Genomic DNA, 20982 nt, shown 5'->3' with positions numbered 1-20982 from the left:
CAATGAATAGAAAATATAAAATGAGTTCTGTCCAAAAAAGTTTATATGTAATTGATCAAATGCAAGAATCAAATATCACTTATAATATCCCAATCATGTTAGAAGTCGAGGGGGAAATTGATAAAGAACGCTTACGCATAGCTGTAAAACAGCTATGCGTGCGTCATGAGTTATTAAGAACTCATTTTGCACATGTGAAAGATAAATTTCTCCAAATTATTGAGGATACAGTTGATATAGAGTTAGAGCATGAAAAAAGCATACCAGAACATGTACAACGAGTTTTCAAAGAATTCATTCGACCTTTTGATTTAAGTGAAGCACCTTTAATGAGAATAAAAATACTTGAAATAAAAGGTGAAAATACGATTTTGATGTTGGATATCCATCACATAATTTGTGATGGTGGTTCAACAGGTCTTTTAATAGAAGAAATGTGTAGATTGTATAATGGAGAGGAACTCTCTCCAGTGGGTATGCAATATAAAGACTACAGTGCTTGGCAAAATTCGAGAGATATGACGGAACAGAAAAATTATTGGCTTGACGAGTTTTCTGAAGAAGTACCGGTTTTAGATCTAATTACAGATTTTACTAGACCTAAGCAACAGAGTTATAAAGGTAGTAGTAATACCATAAAAATAGATCATAAAACTAGTAATGCTGTTAAACTCTTTAGTAAAGAAACAGGGGCAACAGAATATATGATATTGATGGCGAACCTTATGATGCTGCTAAGTAAATATACGAGACAAGGTGAGATTGTTTTAGGTACACCTGTTTCAGGACGTACTCATCCAGCAATCCAAAATATGTTAGGTATGTTTGTAAATACTTTGGCGATTAAAGGGAATTTGCAATCTTCACAAAGATTTATAGATTTGGTGGCACAATTACGAGAAAAATGCTTAAATGCGTTTGATAATCAAGAATATCCATTTGAAGAGTTAGTAGACCAGCTTGGCGTGGAAAGGGAGCCTTCTCGAAACCCTATTTTCGACATTATGTTTACATTTGAAAACAAAGAAATGAACTCGTTGAGCATGGGAGATTATAAGGTAAATGGTGTGAAAGTTGATAGTAAGGTAGCAAAGTTTGATATTACTGTTACTGTTATAGAAACAAGTGACGGATACGATGTAGAATGGGAGTATTGTACGGACTTATTTAAAGAAAAAACAATTGCTCGTATGAATGAACAATTTGTCCAATTATTGAAAAATGCTTTGAAAGACCCACAAAAGAAACTGTGTGAAATTGAATTATTAACTGATACAGAAAAAGAAAAAGTTATTTATGAATTCAATAGGACACATATTGAATATCAAAACGATAAGACGATTATTGAAAGATTTGAAGAACAGGTGGAAAAAACTCCAGATAAAATAGCTGTAGAATATGAAGGGGAGAGCCTTACCTATAGACAATTGAATGCAAAGGCAAACACCATTGGGAAAAATTTAAGAGACAAGGGAGTACATACAGAATCCATTGTCGGAATTGTAACAAAGCGTTCGCTAGAAATGATTGTTGGGATTTATGGTGTACTAAAAGCAGGTGGGGCGTATTTACCAATTGATTCAGAATATCCGGTAGAGAGAATTAATTTTATGTTGAACGATAGTAAGGCAAAAGTATTGTTAGTGGGTGAAGGTAATCAAAGTATAGTAGATCATATAGATGCTTCAACTATACTTGTTAATCTTACAAATTGTGAAGAGGATCAGATAAACCCAGTTCCTATCTCTCAACCAGATAGTTTGGCATATGTCATTTATACTTCTGGTACAACAGGAACACCGAAAGGTGTAATGGTTGAAAATAGGAATGTAATGAATCTATCTAATTGGCAAATCGATGAAGGGAAGTATGGAGAAGATACGGTTGTTCTTCAAAATTTAAACTATATCTTCGATGGCTCAGTTTGGGAAATTTTCCCTGTTACTTTATCAGGAGGAAAACTGTTAATTATTTCTGAAGTACAAAACAAAGAACCTAGAGAGTTATTAACTCTTTTAGAGAAAAAGCAAGCTCTGTTAGTACCATCAATGTTCAGAATGTTGTTGGAATATGCAGAAAAAAATGGAAAAGCGGATGAATTAAAGCAGTTTGAAAGACTATATTTAGGAGCTGAACCACTTACTAGTGATCTGATAGCGAAGTATGAGGAGATAACAGGGGCAAGTATAGACAATATAAACAATTTATATGGTCCAACTGAAGCTACGGTTGTAGCTACTTCATATCGATTTAACGGGAAAGATAATAGAGAAATCATTCCGATAGGAAAGCCAATTGCCAATACTCAAATATATATTTTGAATAACAAGAGTATATGTGGAATTGGTATGCCGGGAGAATTATGTATTGGTGGTTCAGGTGTTTCTAGAGGGTATTTAAACAGAGCAGAACTGACGGCTGAAAAATTTGTAGTTAATCCTTACAGACCAAATGAGAGAATCTATCGAACGGGAGATTTAGCTCGTTGGAATGAAGATGGAAATATTGAATATTTAGGTAGAATAGATGAACAAGTTAAAATTAGAGGGTTTAGAATTGAATTGGGAGAGATTGAAGAAAGAATTAGGGATGTAGAAGGAATCAGTGATGCCGTTGTTATAATTAAAGAAAACAATGGTGATAAATATTTATGTGGATATGTAATAACTACCCAAAATATAGATGTCGCTAACATTAAGAAGAAGTTAGGCGAGAACTTGCCTGAATATATGATTCCAGCATTCATTACGCAGTTAGAACGATTACCAGTAACAAGAAGTGGGAAAATTGATAAAAAAGGATTGCCTGAACCTAATATTACAAGTTCCGAAAGTTATGTTCCTCCAAGAGATGAGATAGAGCTAGATATCGCTAAGGTATTTCAAGAAATTTTAGGAACAGAGCGTGTAGGTATTGATGATAGTTTCTTTGAATTGGGTGGTGATTCGATTAAGGCAATTCGTATAGTATCTAGATTACGAGAATATGGATACGAAATAAATGTTCGAACAATTATGCAAAATAGAACTATACGTAATATTAGTACGAGAGTAAATAAAGCGGAAATAAAAGTGGTAGATCAACAAGAAGTCGTTGGTGATATAGAGCTAACACCGATTCAAATGGATTTCTTCCATAGCAATCTAGCTCATCCTGAACATTTTAATCAATCAATTATGCTAGAAAGTAAACAAAGAATTGATCGAAAGAAAATTGAAAATACACTAGCTACAATTGTTAAGCACCATGATATGTTAAGAGCAGTATTTCAAGATGGAAAGCAAAAAATAAAAACCATTACAGATAGTGAATTATATGAATTACAATACATTGATTTATTGGAAATCAGAGGAAAGGAAGACGTATATTCAAGAATTAATGATCAAGTAAATAAGCTTCAAATGAGTATGGATTTAGAAAAGGGACCGTTATTAAAAGCAGCAGTAATTAAAACTGAGAAAAATGATTATTTGTTTCTTTGTGCCCATCATTTAGTAGTAGACGGCGTATCGTGGAGAATTCTTATAGAGGATATAAATATAGGGTACAATAGTAAAGATGGTACTCCTACATTACCATCAAAGACAATGTCATATAAAGAGTGGAGTAATTTATTGCGAGAATATCGTAATAGCCATATTTTAAAGAAAGAAATTCCTTATTGGAAACAAATTGAAGAGAACGTAAAAGAGAGTTTAATAGAAAAAATATCAAACGAAGATAAATTTAACATGGAGCATATAGAGCTAGCTTTAACACAAGAATTAACAAATAAAATGTTATATAAAGTTAGTAAGGCTTATAATACAGAGATTAATGATTTATTACTAACAGCTTTATCTAGAGCGGTAAATAACGTAACAGGAAAAAGTACAGTAGCTGTCAATATGGAGGGGCATGGAAGAGAAACGATAGAGGGTGTTTCAGAAATTGACAGGACCGTAGGGTGGTTTACTAGTGTATATCCTGTTGCAATAAGTGATATTGGTAAAAGTATTCGAGAGGATATTCGGAATACAAAAGAAACATTGCGAAAAGTACCTAATCGTGGAATGGGATATGGTGTATTAAAAAGGTTGGGAGAAAGTGTCATAGAAGGTGTTACACCAGATATTACTTTTAATTATCTTGGAGAATTTGTTCAAGAAAATAGCCATGGGAATTTTGTAATGAGTGATTTACCGTGTGGAAAGAATGTTTCAGACGATAATGATCTTGGGACACCAATCTCCTTTAATGGAGCAATTTCTAATAATGTATTCCACATGATAATAAGTTATGATAAATCAAAATTTAATACTGAAAATATGGAGTTAATGAAAGAAAGCTTTAAAAAAGAGCTAATAGAAGTTATAGAGCATTGTATTATGGTTGAGCAATGTGAACATACAGCATCCGATTTTGGAGAATTGAATTGGAGTGATAATGAATTTGCTTTAGTGAAGAATAAGCTTCAAGAGCAAGGATATGATATAGAGAGAATTTATCCTATGACACAAATGCAAGAAGGAATGCTATATCATAAATTACACAATGAAGATTCAACAAGTTATGTAGTTCAGACTGTATTCCAGTCCAATATCGCTATAAATGAAAAGATTTTGAAAGAATCTTTTGAGTTACTTGTAGCAAAACATGAAGTTTTACGAACAAATATAGTTTTCAAAGATGTAAGTGACCCTAGACAAGTGCTATTAAAAGATAAAGAAATTGAATTTACACAAATTGATTTAACAGAAATAGAAAATAGGCAAGTAGAATTAGGTAAAATAAGGGAAATGGATGTAAGAAGAGGTTTTGATTTTGAAAAAGAAAGCTTCCTTCGAGTAATTTTAGTTAAATTGGATGAAGAAGATTATCGACTGATTATAAGTTTTCACCATATCATTATGGATGGATGGTGTCTATCCATATTAATGAATGATTTGATTTGGTTTTATGAACAGTTATACATGAAAAAAACAAAGAGTGATTTGAAAGAGTCTATTCAAAAAACATCTAGTTACGAAGATTATATCCGATTAACACAAAATAAAGATAAGGAAATAGCTCTTAAATATTGGACAAGGCTTTTAGAAGATTATGAAGAACCGGCAGGTATAAAGCCGATAGGCAATAGAAAGAATGAAGAAGCTAGCGAAGAAGTTCAAAGAATTGAAATAAGTTTATCTAAAGAAGAAACTCAAAAGCTAGAGAAAATGAGTAATAAGCTTGGGGTTACTGTTAACACTGTAATAGAAACTGCATGGGGAATAATTTTACAGAGATATAACAACACACAGGATGTAATTTTTGGGAAAGTAGTATCAGGAAGAAACGTTAATTTAAATGGAATTGAAGAAATGGTAGGTCTCTTTATTAATATGGTACCTGTGAGAGTGAAAAATCAAGGAGACGATAGCTTTTCAAGCATAGTATCAACCTTACAAGAACAAGCTTTACAAACCTCACAATATGACTATAGTTCATTAGCAGAGATACAAAATTGTAGCATATTAGGTAATGATTTAATTCAAACTATGATTGCGTTTGAAAATTATCATTCAGAAGAGCGTAATTTAAATACGAGATTGAATTTAATGATGGTAGACGGAAGAGAGCAAACGAATTATGCTTTGACTTTAAGTGTAAATCAAACGGAAGTATTAAATTTAGGCATGATCTTTGATACTGAGTTATTTGGAATACATGAAGTGAAAAGAATTCTTAATAGATTATCTTTGATTCTGAAAAGTGTTATAGAGAATCCAGAGATAAAGGTAAATAACATTGAATTATTAAATGAGGAAGAAAAAATATTGGTGTTGAATGGATTCAATTCAACTAAGACAGAGTATCCTGACAATAAAACAGTTGTCGAACTATTTGAAGAGCAAGTACAAAAAATTCCTAATGAAATTGCTATTGGTTCAGAAGATCAAAGAATTACTTATCATTATTTGAATGAACGAGCGAATCAAGTGGCAAGAAAGCTCAAAAAGCTCGGAATGGAACAAAACCAATTTGTTGCAATTATGGCTGAAAGAAAAATAGAAACTATTATTGGAATTTTAGGTATATTAAAAGCGGGTGGTGCTTATTTACCGATAGATCCGAAACAACCAATTGAAAGAGTAAAATACATTCTTAAAGATAGTGATGCACAATTCATTTTAGCAACTGATATAAATGCTTCATTGTTTAATAATTTATCTTTAGAAAAAATTAGTTTACAGAAAGCAGCACTTAAAGATGAATTATCGTCAAATTTAAATATAGTAAATACATCTAGGGATTTAGCGTATTTAATTTATACATCTGGTACTACAGGAACTCCTAAAGGGGTAATGGTAGAACATCGAAATATAAATCGTTTAGTGAGAAATGCGGATTATGTAGATTTTGAAAATGTTCGAATCTTACAGACGGGATCCCTTGCTTTTGACGCATCTACGTTTGAAATTTGGGGAGCTTTGTTAAATGGAGGTAGTCTCTATTTAGTTGATGATGAAGTAGTAATGAATCCTAAGCTACTGCAACAAATGATATCTGAATTTGCAATAAATACGATGTGGTTTACAACTACTCTATTTAATCATTTAATTAGTTCTAATTATAAGATTTTCGATTCGTTAGACCAAGTTCTATTTGGTGGAGAAGCGGCATCAGCAGAACATGTTCGACAATTGATTGCTCGAAATAAGAAAATTAAATTATGCAATGGTTATGGCCCAACTGAAAATACAACATTTACAGCTTGTTATCCAATAAGTAATGATTTTGATGGAGGCAACATTCCAATTGGAAAGCCGATATCTAATACGCAGGTTTATGTTTTAGACAATAATAAAATATGTGGCATTGGAATGCCTGGAGAACTATGTGTTGGTGGAGATGGATTATCAAAAGGATATTTAAACAGACCAGAGTTGATGAAAGAAAAATTTATTAATAATCCATATAATTCAAGTGAAATTATATATAAAACCGGTGATTTGGTAAGATGGTTAGAAGATGGTAATTTGGAATATCTGGGAAGAATAGATGAACAGGTTAAAATTAGAGGTTTCCGAATTGAACTTGGTGAAATAGAGAATACTATAAGAAAAATAGAAGGTATTCGTGATGTGTCGGTGATTGTAAATGAAGAGAAACATGAAAAGTATTTATGTGCGTATGTTTGCTACGATGATGGAATAGAATCCAGAGATATATTGAATTATTTAAAAGGTAGTCTACCAGAATATATGATACCGACATATATTGTTCAACTTGAAAAATTACCTATAACTAGGAATGGAAAGTTAGATAGAAGAGCTTTACCAATGCCAGAACATAAAGGGACAGAGCAATACATTTCACCTAGAAACAAAATTGAGTTAGTTATTGCAGAAGCATTTCAAGAAATTTTAGGAATTGAACAGGTTGGCATTGATGATAGTTTCTTTAGATTAGGAGGACATTCATTAAGAGCAACTAGATTAGTAAACAAAATAGAGCAAAAATTAGGGACTAGAATTCCATTGAGAGATGTGATGGAAGAGAAGACCGTGCGTAGAATTTCTCAGAAATTACAGCAATCTACCGATTTAGAAAAGAATAAGCCTATTGAAAAACAGCCTAAAAAACCAAGTTATGGAATGAGCTCAGCTCAAAAAAGATTATATGCTATTGATCAAATCCAAGGTGAGAATATCACATACAATATGCCGGGAATGATGAGAGTACAAGGTAGTCTTGATTTGGAGAAGTTGCAGCAAACGGTCAATGCTCTGATTAAGCGCCAAGAAGTATTAAGAACACATTTTACTATGAAGAATGGACAACCAGTCCAAATAATTGAAGACAATGTTGAACTTTCTGTTGGATACAGAAAAGGGAATAAGTTAAATATTGATAAGATCTATAAGGATTTTGTGCGACCGTTCGATTTAAATAAAGCTCCATTGATGAGAGTGCAAGTAGTAGGAATTTCAGAAAATGAATCGATATTAATGTTAGATATTCATCATATTATTTGTGATGGTGGTTCAATTGGTGTGTGGTTTGAAGAATTTTCGAAAATATATAATGGCGAGGATTTGCCGGAATTAAAAGTACAGTACAAAGACTATAGTGTATGGCAAAATTCTAATGTTATGAAAGAGCAAAAGAAATATTGGTTAGATGAATTTTCTGGTGAATTGCCATTGCTAAATTTACAAACAGACTATCCAAGGCCACAAAAACAAAGTTTTAAAGGTAACTCTATTAAAACGAAATTGAGTAGTAATACAAGAGAAGCAGTAAAGTTGATAAGTAAGGAAACTGGGGCTACAGAATATATGGTTTTATTATCAACATTTATGTTATTGCTTAGTCGATATGCTAGAACAGAAGAGATTATTGTTGGAACACCTATCGCTGGAAGAACCCACCCTGAAACACAAAATATGCTTGGAATGTTTGTCAATACATTAGCGATTAAAGGAGATATGCAGCCAAATCTTACTTATCTACAATTAATAGAGCAGTTAAAAGAGAAATGTTTGAAAGCGTATGATAATCAGGAATATCCATTTGAAGAATTAATTGAGAATTTAGATTTAGAGAGAGATATTTCAAGAAATCCTTTATTTGATGTTATGTTTGCATTGCAAAATAATGAGGAAAGTCATTTGAAATTAGGAAATACTAAATTAGAGCAAATTGAATCAGAAAGTGAAATATCTAAATTTGACTTGACAGTTAGTATGACAGAAATTGAAAGTGGCTATGAGCTGTTATGGGAATATTGTACAGACTTATTTAAACAATCAACAATAGAACGAATGGGATTACACTATTCCGAGTTATTAAAAAATGCAGTGGAAAATCCAAAAAGAAATATTTATGATATTCCATTAATGGGTTATTCTGAGTATAAAAAAGTACTTGAAGAATTTAATATAACGACAACTGAATTTCCTGGTGAGAGTACAATTGTTGAGCTCTTTGAAAAACAGGTTGAAAAGACACCTGAAAAAGTAGCTGTTATTTCTAATGGTCTTGAATATACGTTTGGTTATTTGAATAAAAGATCAAATCAATTAGCACACCAGCTTCAAAAGTTACAAGTACAACCAAATGATTTTGTAGGGATATGGGCTACACGTAAAATTGAAACTATAATAGGGATTTTAGCAATATTAAAAGCAGGTGGAGCTTATCTACCAATTGATCCGAAACAACCTATAGATAGAACTCGTTATATGCTTAGAGATAGTCGTGCAAAAGTGCTTCTTACGGAAGTTGAGAATTTACCAGAGCTGCTTGATGGTTCTTTAACTGTACTTAATTTAAAACAAGAAAATATTTATGATATGTCTTGCGAAAATCCTACAGTCATGAATCAAACAACTGACTTAGCATATTTGATCTATACTTCTGGGACTACAGGTGAACCTAAAGGAGTTATGGTAGAACATAGAAATGTAATTCGTTTGGTTAAAAATACAAATTATGTTAATTTCCATGATGTGGGGATTCTACAAACGGGATCATTAGCTTTTGATGCATCCACATTTGAAATTTGGGGTTCTTTATTAAACGGTGGAAGATTATACCTTGTTGAACAAGATGTATTAATGGATGTAGAAGCATTAAAACAAATGTTAGCTAAATATCGAATTAACACGATGTTTATTACAACTGCTTTATTTAATCAATTAGTTATTACAGATTGTACAATTTTTGATTCGTTAGATCAGTTGCTCTTTGGTGGAGAAACTACATCAGAAGAACATGTTAAAAAATTAGTTAAGAGCAATAAAAAATTAAAACTTTCAAATGTGTATGGGCCGACTGAAAATACGACATTTACAACACATTATCCTATTTGTTCAGAAGAGTTAGTAGAAAAAACTCCAATTGGGAAGCCGATATCTAACACAACAGTTCATATCTTAAATGGACATAATTTATGTGGAATTGGTATTCCAGGAGAATTATGTGTCGGGGGTGCCGGTGTAGCAAGGGGATATTTAAATAAAGCGGAATTAACAGCTGAAAAATTTGTTGTAAATCCACTGGTTCCTGAAGAAAAAATCTATCGTACAGGGGATTTGGCACGCTGGCTTGAAGATGGGAATATAGAATATTTAGGAAGAATTGATGAACAAGTTAAAATTAGAGGGTTTAGAATTGAACTTGGGGAAATTGAAAGTAAACTTAGAGAGATACCTTATATTCAAGATGTAGCTGTTACTTTAATAGAAAAGAATAATGACAAATATTTATGTGGTTATGTAGTTAGTAAACAAAAAATCATAACCGAAGAAATTAAGAATCAATTAGGAAAAACTCTTCCACAATATATGGTTCCAACATATATTATGCAACTAAGCGCTTTACCGATGACACAAAATAGGAAAGTGAATAAAAAGGAATTGCCTATTCCTGATTTTGATAATTCGAATCATTATGTTGGTCCAAGAGATGAAATTGAATTATGTGTAGCAAGAGTGTTTGAGGAAATTCTTGGTATTGAACGTATAGGAATCGATGATAGTTTCTTTGAATTAGGAGGAGACTCAATTAAGGCGATTAGAATTGTTTCAAAGCTACGTGAGAACGGGTACGGAACGGATGTTCGTAATATTTTGCAAAATAAAACTATTCGTAAAATATGTCTAGGTATAAGTAAAGCGAGAAACATAATAATTGATCAAAGTGAAGTAACGGGAGTTGCAGCATTAACGCCAATCCAAATTGATTTCTTTAATAGTCAATTAGAAAAGCCAAATCATTTTAACCAATCATTTATGTTGGAAAGCAGTGAAAGAGTGAATGAAGAACATCTTAATAAAGCAATTACTGCTATTGTAGAGCATCATGATACATTAAGGACTGTATTTAGAAGTGGAGAACAGGTTGTTCAGTCGATAAAAGAAAGTGCATTGTATGATTATCACTCCTATGATTATTCTCATATTCAAAATAAAGAGGAGTTATATGAGAAAATTAATAATAGTTCTAATAGTATACAGGCCAGCTTTGAAATTTCTGAAGGACCTTTAGTTAAAGTTGTATTATTCCGAACAAAAGAAAAAGATTACTTGCTAATTTCTATGCATCATTTGGTAGTAGACGGAGTATCATGGAGAATTATTATTGAAGACTTGAATAAAGGGTATACTCTTTCTAAACAAGGAAATGAGGTAATTCTTCCTAGAAAAACTATGTCGTTCAAACTTTGGAGTGAGGCTTTAACTAAATATAGAGAAAGTGAATCGCTAAAAAAAGAGATACCATATTGGCAAAAAGTCGAGAGGTTAGTTAAGGAAAGTAAGTTACCTACAAATCAATTAGGAGAGAAATATTTACCTAGAGAATTAGTGATGCATTTATCAGAATCCGAGACAAGTTATTTACTGTACCAAGCAGGGAGAGCCTACAATACTGAAATTAATGATTTACTTTTAACAGCGGTATGTAGGGCTGTTAATAAATTGGATGGTAAAGAAACTGTGGCATTGAATCTTGAAGGACATGGAAGAGAAATGCTAGATCAGGATATAGTGATTGATCGAACGGTTGGTTGGTTTACAAGTGTATATCCAGTAGCTGTAACAGGGATAGGAGATTCTATTACAAATGATATACAAAAAACAAAAGAGGCATTAAGCTCAATTCCAAACAAAGGTCTAGGATATGGAGTGTTAAAGGCATTGGGAGAAAATGTTTTGGAAAATGTTAAGCCTGATATTACCTTTAATTACTTAGGAGAATTAGATCAAGAAAGTGGATCAGATTATTTTAATATGAGTGATATACCACGTGGTGAAGAGATTGCAATAGAGAATGAATTTAGTACTGGTCTTTCTATAAATGGAGCTGTAACTAATAAAAAACTTCGAATGGTTATAATTTATAATGGCTCAAATTATAGTGAAAAATTTATGCAAGCATTGAATGATGAGTTTAAAAAACAATTGTTAGTTATTATTGAGCACTGTATTGAAAAGAGAAAGAATGAAAAGTATATAGAAAATACTAGAAGTCATTTAAACAGAGATGAAGCTATCACTCAAGTAATATGGGAAGAATTTGGATTAGACAGTATATTGAAATCTATAACTGTTGAGAAAAAAGAGCACTCAGTTCTGTTTGTGACAGATTTAAGTAGTGAAAAGAGAGGCGAGATTAAGGGAGAAATAATCAATAAATTATCATTTTTACAGGTTCCAGATTATATCGTTGATATGAATAAGTATCCATTAGTTTCAGGGAATATGGAGGAGGAACAATTTATAAGCTTGTGCAGTGAGTTAGAGAATACAAATAATATATCGTTACCGAAAATTACTAAAGATGGTGAAATGGGTGAAGTTATAGAGGGATATACACCTTCAATCATGCAAGAATTGTTTTTATCAACACCGAATACTATGATAGAGGAAAAGATTATAATAGAAGGGGATTATGATAAAGACAGCGTTATAGCCGCTATAGAAAAAGTTGTTCAAGAACAATCTATTTTAAGAAGTACTTATCAAAAAATAGCGGATAGATATATTATTTGTGAACATGGTTACAATACGTTTTGGAAGCCAAATTACTTTGATCTAAGATATGCTACTTCTACTTATATTACTGCAGTATATGATTTAATTCATGGAATGCGGAGAAAAATGAGTACAAGTATATTAACTGAAAATAATATGTTAAGCAATATTGTAATTACACAAAAGACCGAAAGAGAATATTGCATTTATGTGATTATTCATCATAGTATTTGGGATAAGGCAAGTAATCAGATTTTTAAAGAGAAAATTATAGACATTTTGAATTTAAAAGCAAAATATGTAAAAACAAATGAAACGTATAAACAATATGTAAATGAAGTAACAACTAGTAAAATATATGCGGAAACCCATAACTTATCGAACTTAGAAAAATTTAAAGAGAAAACGGATGAGTATGTAAAGCGTAATATAAATAATGTGTTAGAAAAGTCAGTTGTTTCATTATTTAAAATGGGTTCGGCTACAGAAAAGCTTTATAACGACAAACCTTGGTCACTATTCGCGTATATTTTGAACATACTTGCTAGAGAAAATAAATTAACAAATGTCCATACTGAACCTTTACCAATACTTATTTTACAAGAAGATAGAAGATATATGACAAATGATTATAGTAATACACTTGGAGAGTTTTTAGATTGGTTACCATTGCTAATTGAGGGATCTAAAGAGAATGAGTTGCTAGACTGGCAACAAAAGGTTAATGAAATTCAAAATGTAAAAAAAGAAAACCATTATAGTTTAGTTGAACTATTAAACTACAGCACAGTCGAGATGAGAAATATGATGGCATCAGTTCTTTCAATCAATTATCAAGGTGGGTTTAGTATTGAGTATGAGGAGATGCAAGAGATACTAAAAAATGATGATTATAATAAGAGTACAGAAGTTTTTGTAAATAGCTATTCTAATTATTTAATCTTGTCGTATCCAATTTTTAGTGGTTGTTCAGGAGATATAGAAGAAGTTATTCAAAATGAATTAAATCAATTGGAAGACTTACTAAATAAGAAAGTTGAAAGTGAGCAATTTGAAAAAGTAGTAATTAAACATTAAAAAATGATAATATGAGACCGCTAAATAGATGATTGCTGAGTTTATTAAATTGAAGTAGAGGGATTCTATTATTTTTAAAACATAGTAGAATGTATTTTATCATCTATCATGGTTAGTAACATGAATTTAAGGTCATACTATTCTCTTTGCACTTTGAGGAGATGGTATGATCTTAATTTTTGAAGAATGATATATACGTAAAACTTTTGAGTAAGAATATAATTAATGAAAGGTTTATAAAACATGTTAGAACTTTATTTAGCAAATATATTAAATATGAACAAAGCAAATTACCAAAGGTTATATTCTGTTATGGATGATTTTATAAAGGTAAAAGTGGATGAAATGAGAAAGTATGAGGATAGACAGAGGACAGTATTAGGAAATTTCCTTGTGAAATATTTTATCGCAAAAAAAGTAAATGCCAATATAGAAGATATAAAATTAGAGGAAGATGAATTTGGTAAGAAAAAAATAGTAAATCATGTTGGGTATTGTTTTAACATTTCTCATTCAGGAGAATGGGTATTTATAGGTATTGCAGAATCTGAAATAGGTGTAGATGTTGAAAAAATAGAATCTTTGGATTTCTTAAATATTGCTAGCTATTTTAGTAAGGAAGAAAAAGAATATTTAACAAAATTGGATTCAAAGGTTCTTGAGATGGAGTTTTTTAGAATTTGGACAGCGAAAGAGAGTTATATAAAATATAAGGGGTTAGGTATGGTAATTCCGTTAGAATCATTTAGTGTACCGATATCTGAAAATGAGAATTTTGTTAAAACGTTGTATGAAAAAGAATCAAAAGAGGCATTTGTTACATCATCAAAAATAAATGAAGAATATTATATAAGTGTATGTGGAAATTCTGCTATGGAACAATTAGAGTTAATATATTTAGATTTAAAAAATGAAATAGGATTATCAGATTATTTTTCCTCTATGAATGATAGATAAGGGGATATAAGATATTAATATTTATATTCCTGAAAAAAATGTATTTTCTTGTACAATACAATTTCCTATTAACATAAAAGATTCGATTATTCGAAAAAATGAACCTTTGCGGATAAAAAACTCCTTAGTTAGAAGGAGGGCACTGAAAAAGTCCACTTCATAAGAAAAAGAAGGTAACCATCTACTATATACAGGCGGTTACCTCTTTTTCTTTTTAGATATATTGAAAAGATATATGATATTTTTTCAAAGCTTTCACTTTTTCAGTCGCCTTGCTAGAAGGGGGTGCTTTTTTGATGTAGCCCTGAAATAAAGTTTAATTAAACTAACTCTATAAACGATGATAAAAGAGCAAATAGAAAAGTGTGTTTTGAAAAAAGATTGATTAAAACACGCTTTTAATATATTCAACTGAATCATTTTTTATAAAAATGTTTGATTAGCTTTGTAACCGTTATTCCATTAAGTGACCCCTTAATGAAATAACGTGACTGACATTTTTAAACAACGCTAGTATGTTTTAAATGACTTGATTGTCACTCACACTACCATCGATACTATACCTTGTGAGCCACATTATTAAAGATTTAATGATTTAGTTGAGATGGACTCACTTTTTGAATTTGAACAAGTATGTCAAACGATTTACCTAATGATATATCAACAGTTTTCGGTATGTCAGGGCCTTCGGTAGTTATTCCGGAAAAAATTGGATGTTTTTCGTTTAACCAAGTATTTGTTATTCCGTTTGCTTTACGTAAATCAAGTAAAAATTGGTCATTTTTTACTTGTCCAAAGGTATAGTTATAGCTGTTTGGATCATCTGATTTTAATATTCCATATGGACCAAATTCACGGTTACTATTATAAACATTATATCGGCCTTCAGAAACAGAGGTTCCAATAGATACATACCGTTTTCTATAATGTTCTGCTAAATGTTGCCCTGCTACTTTAGGGTATATAAAAGGTATCATATTTGTTTTCGAAACGTGTCCATTATGTGCCCATACAATTGTTTTTCCTAGGTGTTCTTCTGTCCACTTCACATTTTCATACATTGCAATATCATGTTTCAAAAAAAAATCCGATGGGTTATCAGGAAATGATGCTGCCATTGTAGTAAACTGCTCGATAATACGGGCAGTTTGTTTTATCCATGCAAACTCTTTGGAATTTCCATTTAGAGTATTTTTATTTTGTTCTAATAAAGCATTGATTTGTTTAGCATTTGAAATATATTTTTCTTTATTTTCTTTCGTAAGGCCGCTAAAGATATTAATATCCTTTGTTACAGGAATAAGGTCTTTTATCTTCTCTTCTAAACTAGGCAAAAGCTTTTGATTGTTTCTGCGTACATATTCTATTATATTATTATAAATATTTTTGCTTACTGATTGTATATCCATCCCAATGACACGCACTTTGGATTTATGTTTTGGATCAGCATTATATTCTTGTATCCAATTAATAAGATCTACTATCTCTTTCGTGTTAAATTCAGGTGATAGATGTTGGTTTGGGTTCCCTTTACCAGTAAGAACATAACGATCAAGTTTTAAAGCTCTGTCCCACCCCTCTTCTAAAACTAAGTTGGTAAAGCCTTTTTCAGATACTAAATAATGAACAATGCGATGTTTCATTGTAAAAACTTCATGAGCCCCATGCGTAGTTTCACCTAAACCCACGATTGAAGCTGATCCTACCATATCCTTCAGTGGTTTTAAATCATTAAGAGATGCAGTTGGATTAGTTGTTTTTAAAGGCTTTGCATGCTCTTCTAACCATTTGGCTATTGGATTAATATTGTAGGGACTTGTAAAGGAAACTTCTGTGTCTGAAGCTACATAAGTATTTTCTGTAAAATTAGTCGATAATATAGTAGACGTAGGAATTGTAGTAGTCATTTTTTTCATAAAAACCTCCTAAAATATTTATTTGAATCAATTTCATAATCCTCAAGTTTAAACGATGGAAAAGCCGCGATTCCTTTATTAAAGGGCTTTCAAGAGTGGCTTTCGTCATTGACGATTCAATATGGTACATTGGATGCGGGCTACGATTATGAAGCAATTTATACACAACTTTATCGTGTGAAAGCTAAAGAAATCATTGCCTATAACAAGCGAAACGAAGGAGAGTTTCTTGGGTTTGAGGGACACTTCGCTCCCACTTTCAAAAACATACTTCTAAAATTCTGCCACTTCAACTGAGGAAAAGAAACAATTATTAAATTGATTCTTTTATTAGTTTTTTGACATGTTCTAAGAGCATCTGTTTGAATCATCAATTCTCTTCTCACAAATCTATTCTATTTCCTAAAACTCACTTATTTCTTAATAGATTCTTAAGAAATTATTAATTTACTCATGTCAATAAAAAACAAAATTACTTACACTGGTGTTTGTAAAAATGCACAATAAAAATATCACCTAAAATAATAAAAAATTATTGTAAAACGATAAGATTTATAATAAAATCGAAATCAGAATAAATAAGTGTGGTGCTTTTTATGAAAAAGATAAAAATGTTGTTTTTTTAATTAGAGGAGGTATAAATATGGACATTAACAATTTGATTATTGAAAATATGGATAACCCTCATGAGTTGGAGAGAATGTATAGAAAAGACCCGAAAGTTTTTAAAAAGTCATTCTCACAAGCATGGGATGAAAAACCTGATTCTCAGGTACTAGCTGCTTGGTACGAAAGATTGCATTTCAAGGAGACGGCAAATAAAGAAAAAATATCGCTGTTTCAAAAAGGTTTCTTATTCATGGGTATGTTAGCTATTCTAGCTGGACTAAGCACCAGAATCATTTTCCACTTTGTCGAGCAGGAAGCAATTGCTCCCATTAACCTAGCTTTTGGTGTAATTCCTTTTATTGTTGCTTATTTTATTTACAATAATACTCCGAAAAAAAGTATTATTTATTTCCTTGCGGCGTTGTTACTAATTTCCGGATTGTATCTTAATATGTTGCCATTAAATTATAAAGACAGCAGTATCCTTGCTTATTTACATTTTCCTATAATGTTATGGGTTTTAGTAGGGATTGCGTTTACAGGAAATGAATATTCAAAAGGTAGTACAAGATTAGCTTATATTAAATTTAATTTAGAATATTGTCTTCTCTACGCGAGTATGGCAGTGAGCGGAATGGTATTAGCAGTATTCACCATGAAGTTATTTAGCTTCGTTGACTTGGATATAGGAGAATTCTATTTTAGTAATGTTGTGTTATTTGGTGCTGCTGCTCTCGCTATTGTGGCTGCATATTTAGTATCAATGAATCTTAAACTTGCTAAAAATATTACACCATACATATCTAAAATTTTTAGTCCTCTTGTCCTGATCACATTGTTGATCTATCTTATAACAGTTATATGGGTCGGAAAAAATCCGTTCTTGGACCGCAATTTCTTAATGGTCTTCAACGGAATACTCCTTGGTGTATTGGCTGTTACTATATTTTCTATTGTTGAGAGTGACTCAGATGAGAAAAAGAACATTTCAGATTATATAAATTTTGCCTTAATTGTTCTGGCGCTTATTATTGACACTGTGGCTTTGTCAGCCATCATATTCAGACTTTCTTCTTACGGGATTACACCTAATAGACTTGCTGTGTTAGGGGTAAACATACTGATCTGGGCAAATCTAATTTGGATTATGTTTTCCTATATGCGTTTCTTGCAAAACAAATCAGGACCAATAGCTATCCAAAATGCCGTTACGAAGTATTTACCAATCTACGGACTTTGGGCAGCTTTCGTTATATTTACGTTTCCGATAATTTTTAATTAGGAAGGCTTTGTTAATGTAATGATAAATTTGTTAAAAGAGGATGATGGATGTCATCCTCTTTTAACTGTATAGAAAAACATATTGAAATTATTTTGATGTAATATATAATAAATTCAGATATTTTAATAAAAACTTCTTATTAAGAGAGGTGGAGGGACTGGCCCTTTGAAACCTCAGCAACCTAATGTTATATAAAGGTGCTAAATCCTGTAGGATCTAAAAGTCCTAATAGATAAGAAAATGGGTATAAGTAAACCTTCTTCTGATTTTGAAGAAGGTTTTTTGTCATATAAATGGAGAATTAGAAAGGTGGTGATACAGAAGCGAAAGAATTAAAGAAAATATAGAAGAAGAAACCGGAGGGCGTAGTGAATAATCAAGTTGGAAGTTTAAAAGAGGATAGCACTAGTGATAGTATTTGGAGCAATAAAGTTTTTTCGTATTTTTTCTTAGCAAGTTGTATTTCTTTGATAGGCAATTCAATGGCTACGCTCGTTTTACCGTTATGGGTAATGAAATTAACGAATTCTCCAATACTTGTTTCTGGGGTAAACATTGCAATAGCAACGACGGCAATTCTGTTTGCACCTGTAACAGGAACGTTAGCAGATCGAATGTCGCGAAGAAAGCTTATGATAATGGCGGATGTTATGAGATGTATCGTTATGATTATCAATCGCGGTAATAGCATTTTATAATAAAATGTTGTACATTCCGTTACTACTGTTACTTATTATACGTTCAATTGGGAGTGCTTTATTTACTCCAGCTTCAAATGCAGCATTAGTAACATATGTGGAAGAAAAGCATGTTCAACAGGCGATTACGCTGAGACAAATCTCAATACAAATCATATCGGTAGCCATTCCTTTAATGGCTAGCTTTTTAATTAGTATTTTTAATTTTCATGGAGTATTTATGTTAGATGCACTTACATTCTTTATATCGTTTTTAATTTTAATGAAAATTAAATTTCCACGTGAACTGAAAATAGAAAAGAAAAAGCCTTTTTATGAAGAATTTAAAGAGGGGTTCTCACTTTTAAAAAGTAATCAATCATTGAAAATGTTGCTTACGCTGCAATCATTAATTTGCTTGGAGCGGCGTGTATGCTATCACTGCAAGTAATCGTTGTTAGAGAGATGGATCTATCTATGCAGTGGTATAGTATAGTTTTTGCGGCATCACCGATAGGGATTTTAATAGGAGCATTTATTACGAAAAAGATTCGTACATATAAAACGATTACGACTGCTTTTATATGTACTGCTATTATGGGGATTTTTAATGCTGCAATGGGTACGACGTTAAATCCGGTATTATTTTCAGTTTATTATTTTCTGTCAGGAATTGCATTTGGGGTAAGTAATGTATATTTTGGAGTGTTGTATAGAAAGTTAATTCCAAATGAAGTGTAAGGAAGATTTTTCGGTTTTTTAAGTTCGTTATTATTAGTATCTACTCCAGTTGGAATTGCAATAACAGGATATTTCTTAGAGTCAATTTCAGCTTCTATTTTATTTATTATAATTGGTATTATTACGTTTTTAGTTTCGGTTATTTCATTTGTAATGATAAATAAGAAATAAGTGTTGTATGAGATTTTTCAAAAATAAAAAACGTCCTAAAATAGGACGTTTTTTATTATGTGTATTGCCGTTTTGTCTTAATAAGTAACAACACTTGTGAAACACAAGCAAGTACTGGCAGTTCAATCAACGGTCCAATAACGAGTGCAAGTGCGATAAGAGGCTCGTCTGGAAAAGCTGTTACAGCAATAGCAAGTGCAACAGGTGAGTTTCTTGCTAATGTTGTTAAGTTTAAACTTACTGTATCTTTATAAGATAAACGCATAATGCGTCCGATAAATTGTCCGAGTACGAAATTAATGATGAAGAACAATAGAACAGGAATGAGTAATAGTAAAACGACATTCATATTTTGTAGTAAATATTTACCTTGTGATGCAAACATCGCTACTATCGCTAAACTTAAAAATACAATTTGCGCAGAGTTGAAAAACGGAATGAGTTTATTCTCAAGTGTTTCAGCTTCTTTCATTTTATACATAATGAATTTTGTAGCGTGTGCAAGTACAAATGGCAAGACGATTACAATAACAATACTTTTTACTAAAACAGAAACCGCTACAGTCTTCATGACACCAGCAAATAAAAATAAATAAATGGGAAGGAGTAGTACTTGCAAAATTAAATTTACAGGCAAAATTGCAGTAGAAAGTGCTACATTTCCTTTCGCTATTTCAGTAAAGATTAAGTACCAGTCTGTACATGGAGTAACCATTAACATAATAAATCCAACCCAAAGTGCTGGATGATCTGAAAAAAATAGTGCACCTAATCCCCAAGCGAGTAAAGGTGTCCATAAAAAATTAATAGTAAGACTCGTTCCAGCAAATTTTAAATTACGGAATCCATTTTTTATCTCTTTCAATGGGATGATGAGGAATAATCCGTACAGCATGAAAAATAAGAAGGGGACAATAAAGTGCTCTGAATACATATGTATCAAATTAAATTGTCCGAGTACGATGCCGCATGTAACAGCAAAAAGAATAATAAAAGTTTGAATCTTTTCTATAGTGCTCATGAGTAAATCCTTTCTAAATATGAATTGC

The 20982-nt window shown here is 31.6% G+C and carries 5 protein-coding genes, 2 pseudogenes and 1 riboswitch; of the genes and pseudogenes, 5 read left to right on the top strand and 2 right to left on the bottom strand.

Annotation, left to right across the window (positions count from 1 at the left end; genetic code table 11):
* The first annotated feature begins 2 nt into the window (after window positions 1-2).
* Together QEP67_RS18510 and QEP67_RS18505 are read left to right on the top strand one after the other, a co-directional pair.
* A complete protein-coding gene (locus QEP67_RS18510; protein WP_353706362.1) occupies window positions 3-13580 on the top strand; it encodes an amino acid adenylation domain-containing protein in 13578 nt (4525 codons plus the stop codon).
* A 243-nt stretch (window positions 13581-13823) separates the two neighbouring features.
* On the top strand, window positions 13824-14537 hold the full coding sequence (locus QEP67_RS18505) for a 4'-phosphopantetheinyl transferase superfamily protein (protein ID WP_000891975.1): 714 nt from the start codon (window positions 13824-13826) through the stop codon (window positions 14535-14537).
* Between the two features lie 587 nt (window positions 14538-15124).
* Here QEP67_RS18505 and QEP67_RS18500 read toward each other — a convergent pair.
* Complete coding sequence (locus tag QEP67_RS18500; protein ID WP_353706361.1) at window positions 15125-16453, bottom strand: erythromycin esterase family protein; 1329 nt, start codon at window positions 16451-16453, stop codon at window positions 15125-15127.
* Window positions 16454-16465: 12 nt separating this feature from the next.
* On the opposite strand from QEP67_RS18500, the pseudogene QEP67_RS18495 reads away from it, so the two are divergent.
* From QEP67_RS18495 to QEP67_RS18485, 3 genes and pseudogenes are all read left to right on the top strand, one after another.
* Window positions 16466-16711 (top strand): annotated as a pseudogene (locus QEP67_RS18495) (IS5/IS1182 family transposase); the annotation flags it as partial.
* Between the two features lie 385 nt (window positions 16712-17096).
* Entirely contained in the window at window positions 17097-18344 is a 1248-nt protein-coding gene (locus QEP67_RS18490) for a DUF4153 domain-containing protein (protein ID WP_000354057.1), read from the top strand.
* A gap of 133 nt (window positions 18345-18477) precedes the next feature.
* A riboswitch (SAM riboswitch) is annotated at window positions 18478-18583 on the top strand.
* Window positions 18584-18712: 129 nt separating this feature from the next.
* Window positions 18713-19933: pseudogene (locus tag QEP67_RS18485) on the top strand (MFS transporter).
* 55 nt (window positions 19934-19988) lie between these two features.
* On the opposite strand, the gene QEP67_RS18480 reads toward QEP67_RS18485, so the two are convergent.
* The gene (locus QEP67_RS18480; protein ID WP_353706360.1) at window positions 19989-20954 is read right to left on the bottom strand and encodes a bile acid:sodium symporter; all 966 of its coding nucleotides are present in this window, start codon (window positions 20952-20954) and stop codon (window positions 19989-19991) included.
* Window positions 20955-20982: the final 28 nt, after the last annotated feature.

Origin of the sequence: Bacillus cereus group sp. MS39 (assembly GCF_040448665.1) — a bacterium.
Classification (GTDB): Bacteria; Bacillota; Bacilli; order Bacillales; family Bacillaceae_G; genus Bacillus_A; species Bacillus_A wiedmannii.
Note: the sequence above shows the minus strand (reverse complement) of the source record. Positions and strands in the feature narration are given on the sequence as shown.

Excerpts from the sequence above, each read along its gene's own strand:
- QEP67_RS18510 (WP_353706362.1), top strand. The coding sequence starts at position 3 with ATGAATAGAAAATATAAAATGAGTTCTGTCCAAAAAAGTTTATATGTA.
- QEP67_RS18505 (WP_000891975.1), top strand. The coding sequence starts at position 13,824 with ATGTTAGAACTTTATTTAGCAAATATATTAAATATGAACAAAGCAAAT.
- QEP67_RS18500 (WP_353706361.1), bottom strand. The coding sequence starts at position 16,453 with ATGAAAAAAATGACTACTACAATTCCTACGTCTACTATATTATCGACT.
- QEP67_RS18490 (WP_000354057.1), top strand. The coding sequence starts at position 17,097 with ATGGACATTAACAATTTGATTATTGAAAATATGGATAACCCTCATGAG.
- QEP67_RS18480 (WP_353706360.1), bottom strand. The coding sequence starts at position 20,954 with ATGAGCACTATAGAAAAGATTCAAACTTTTATTATTCTTTTTGCTGTT.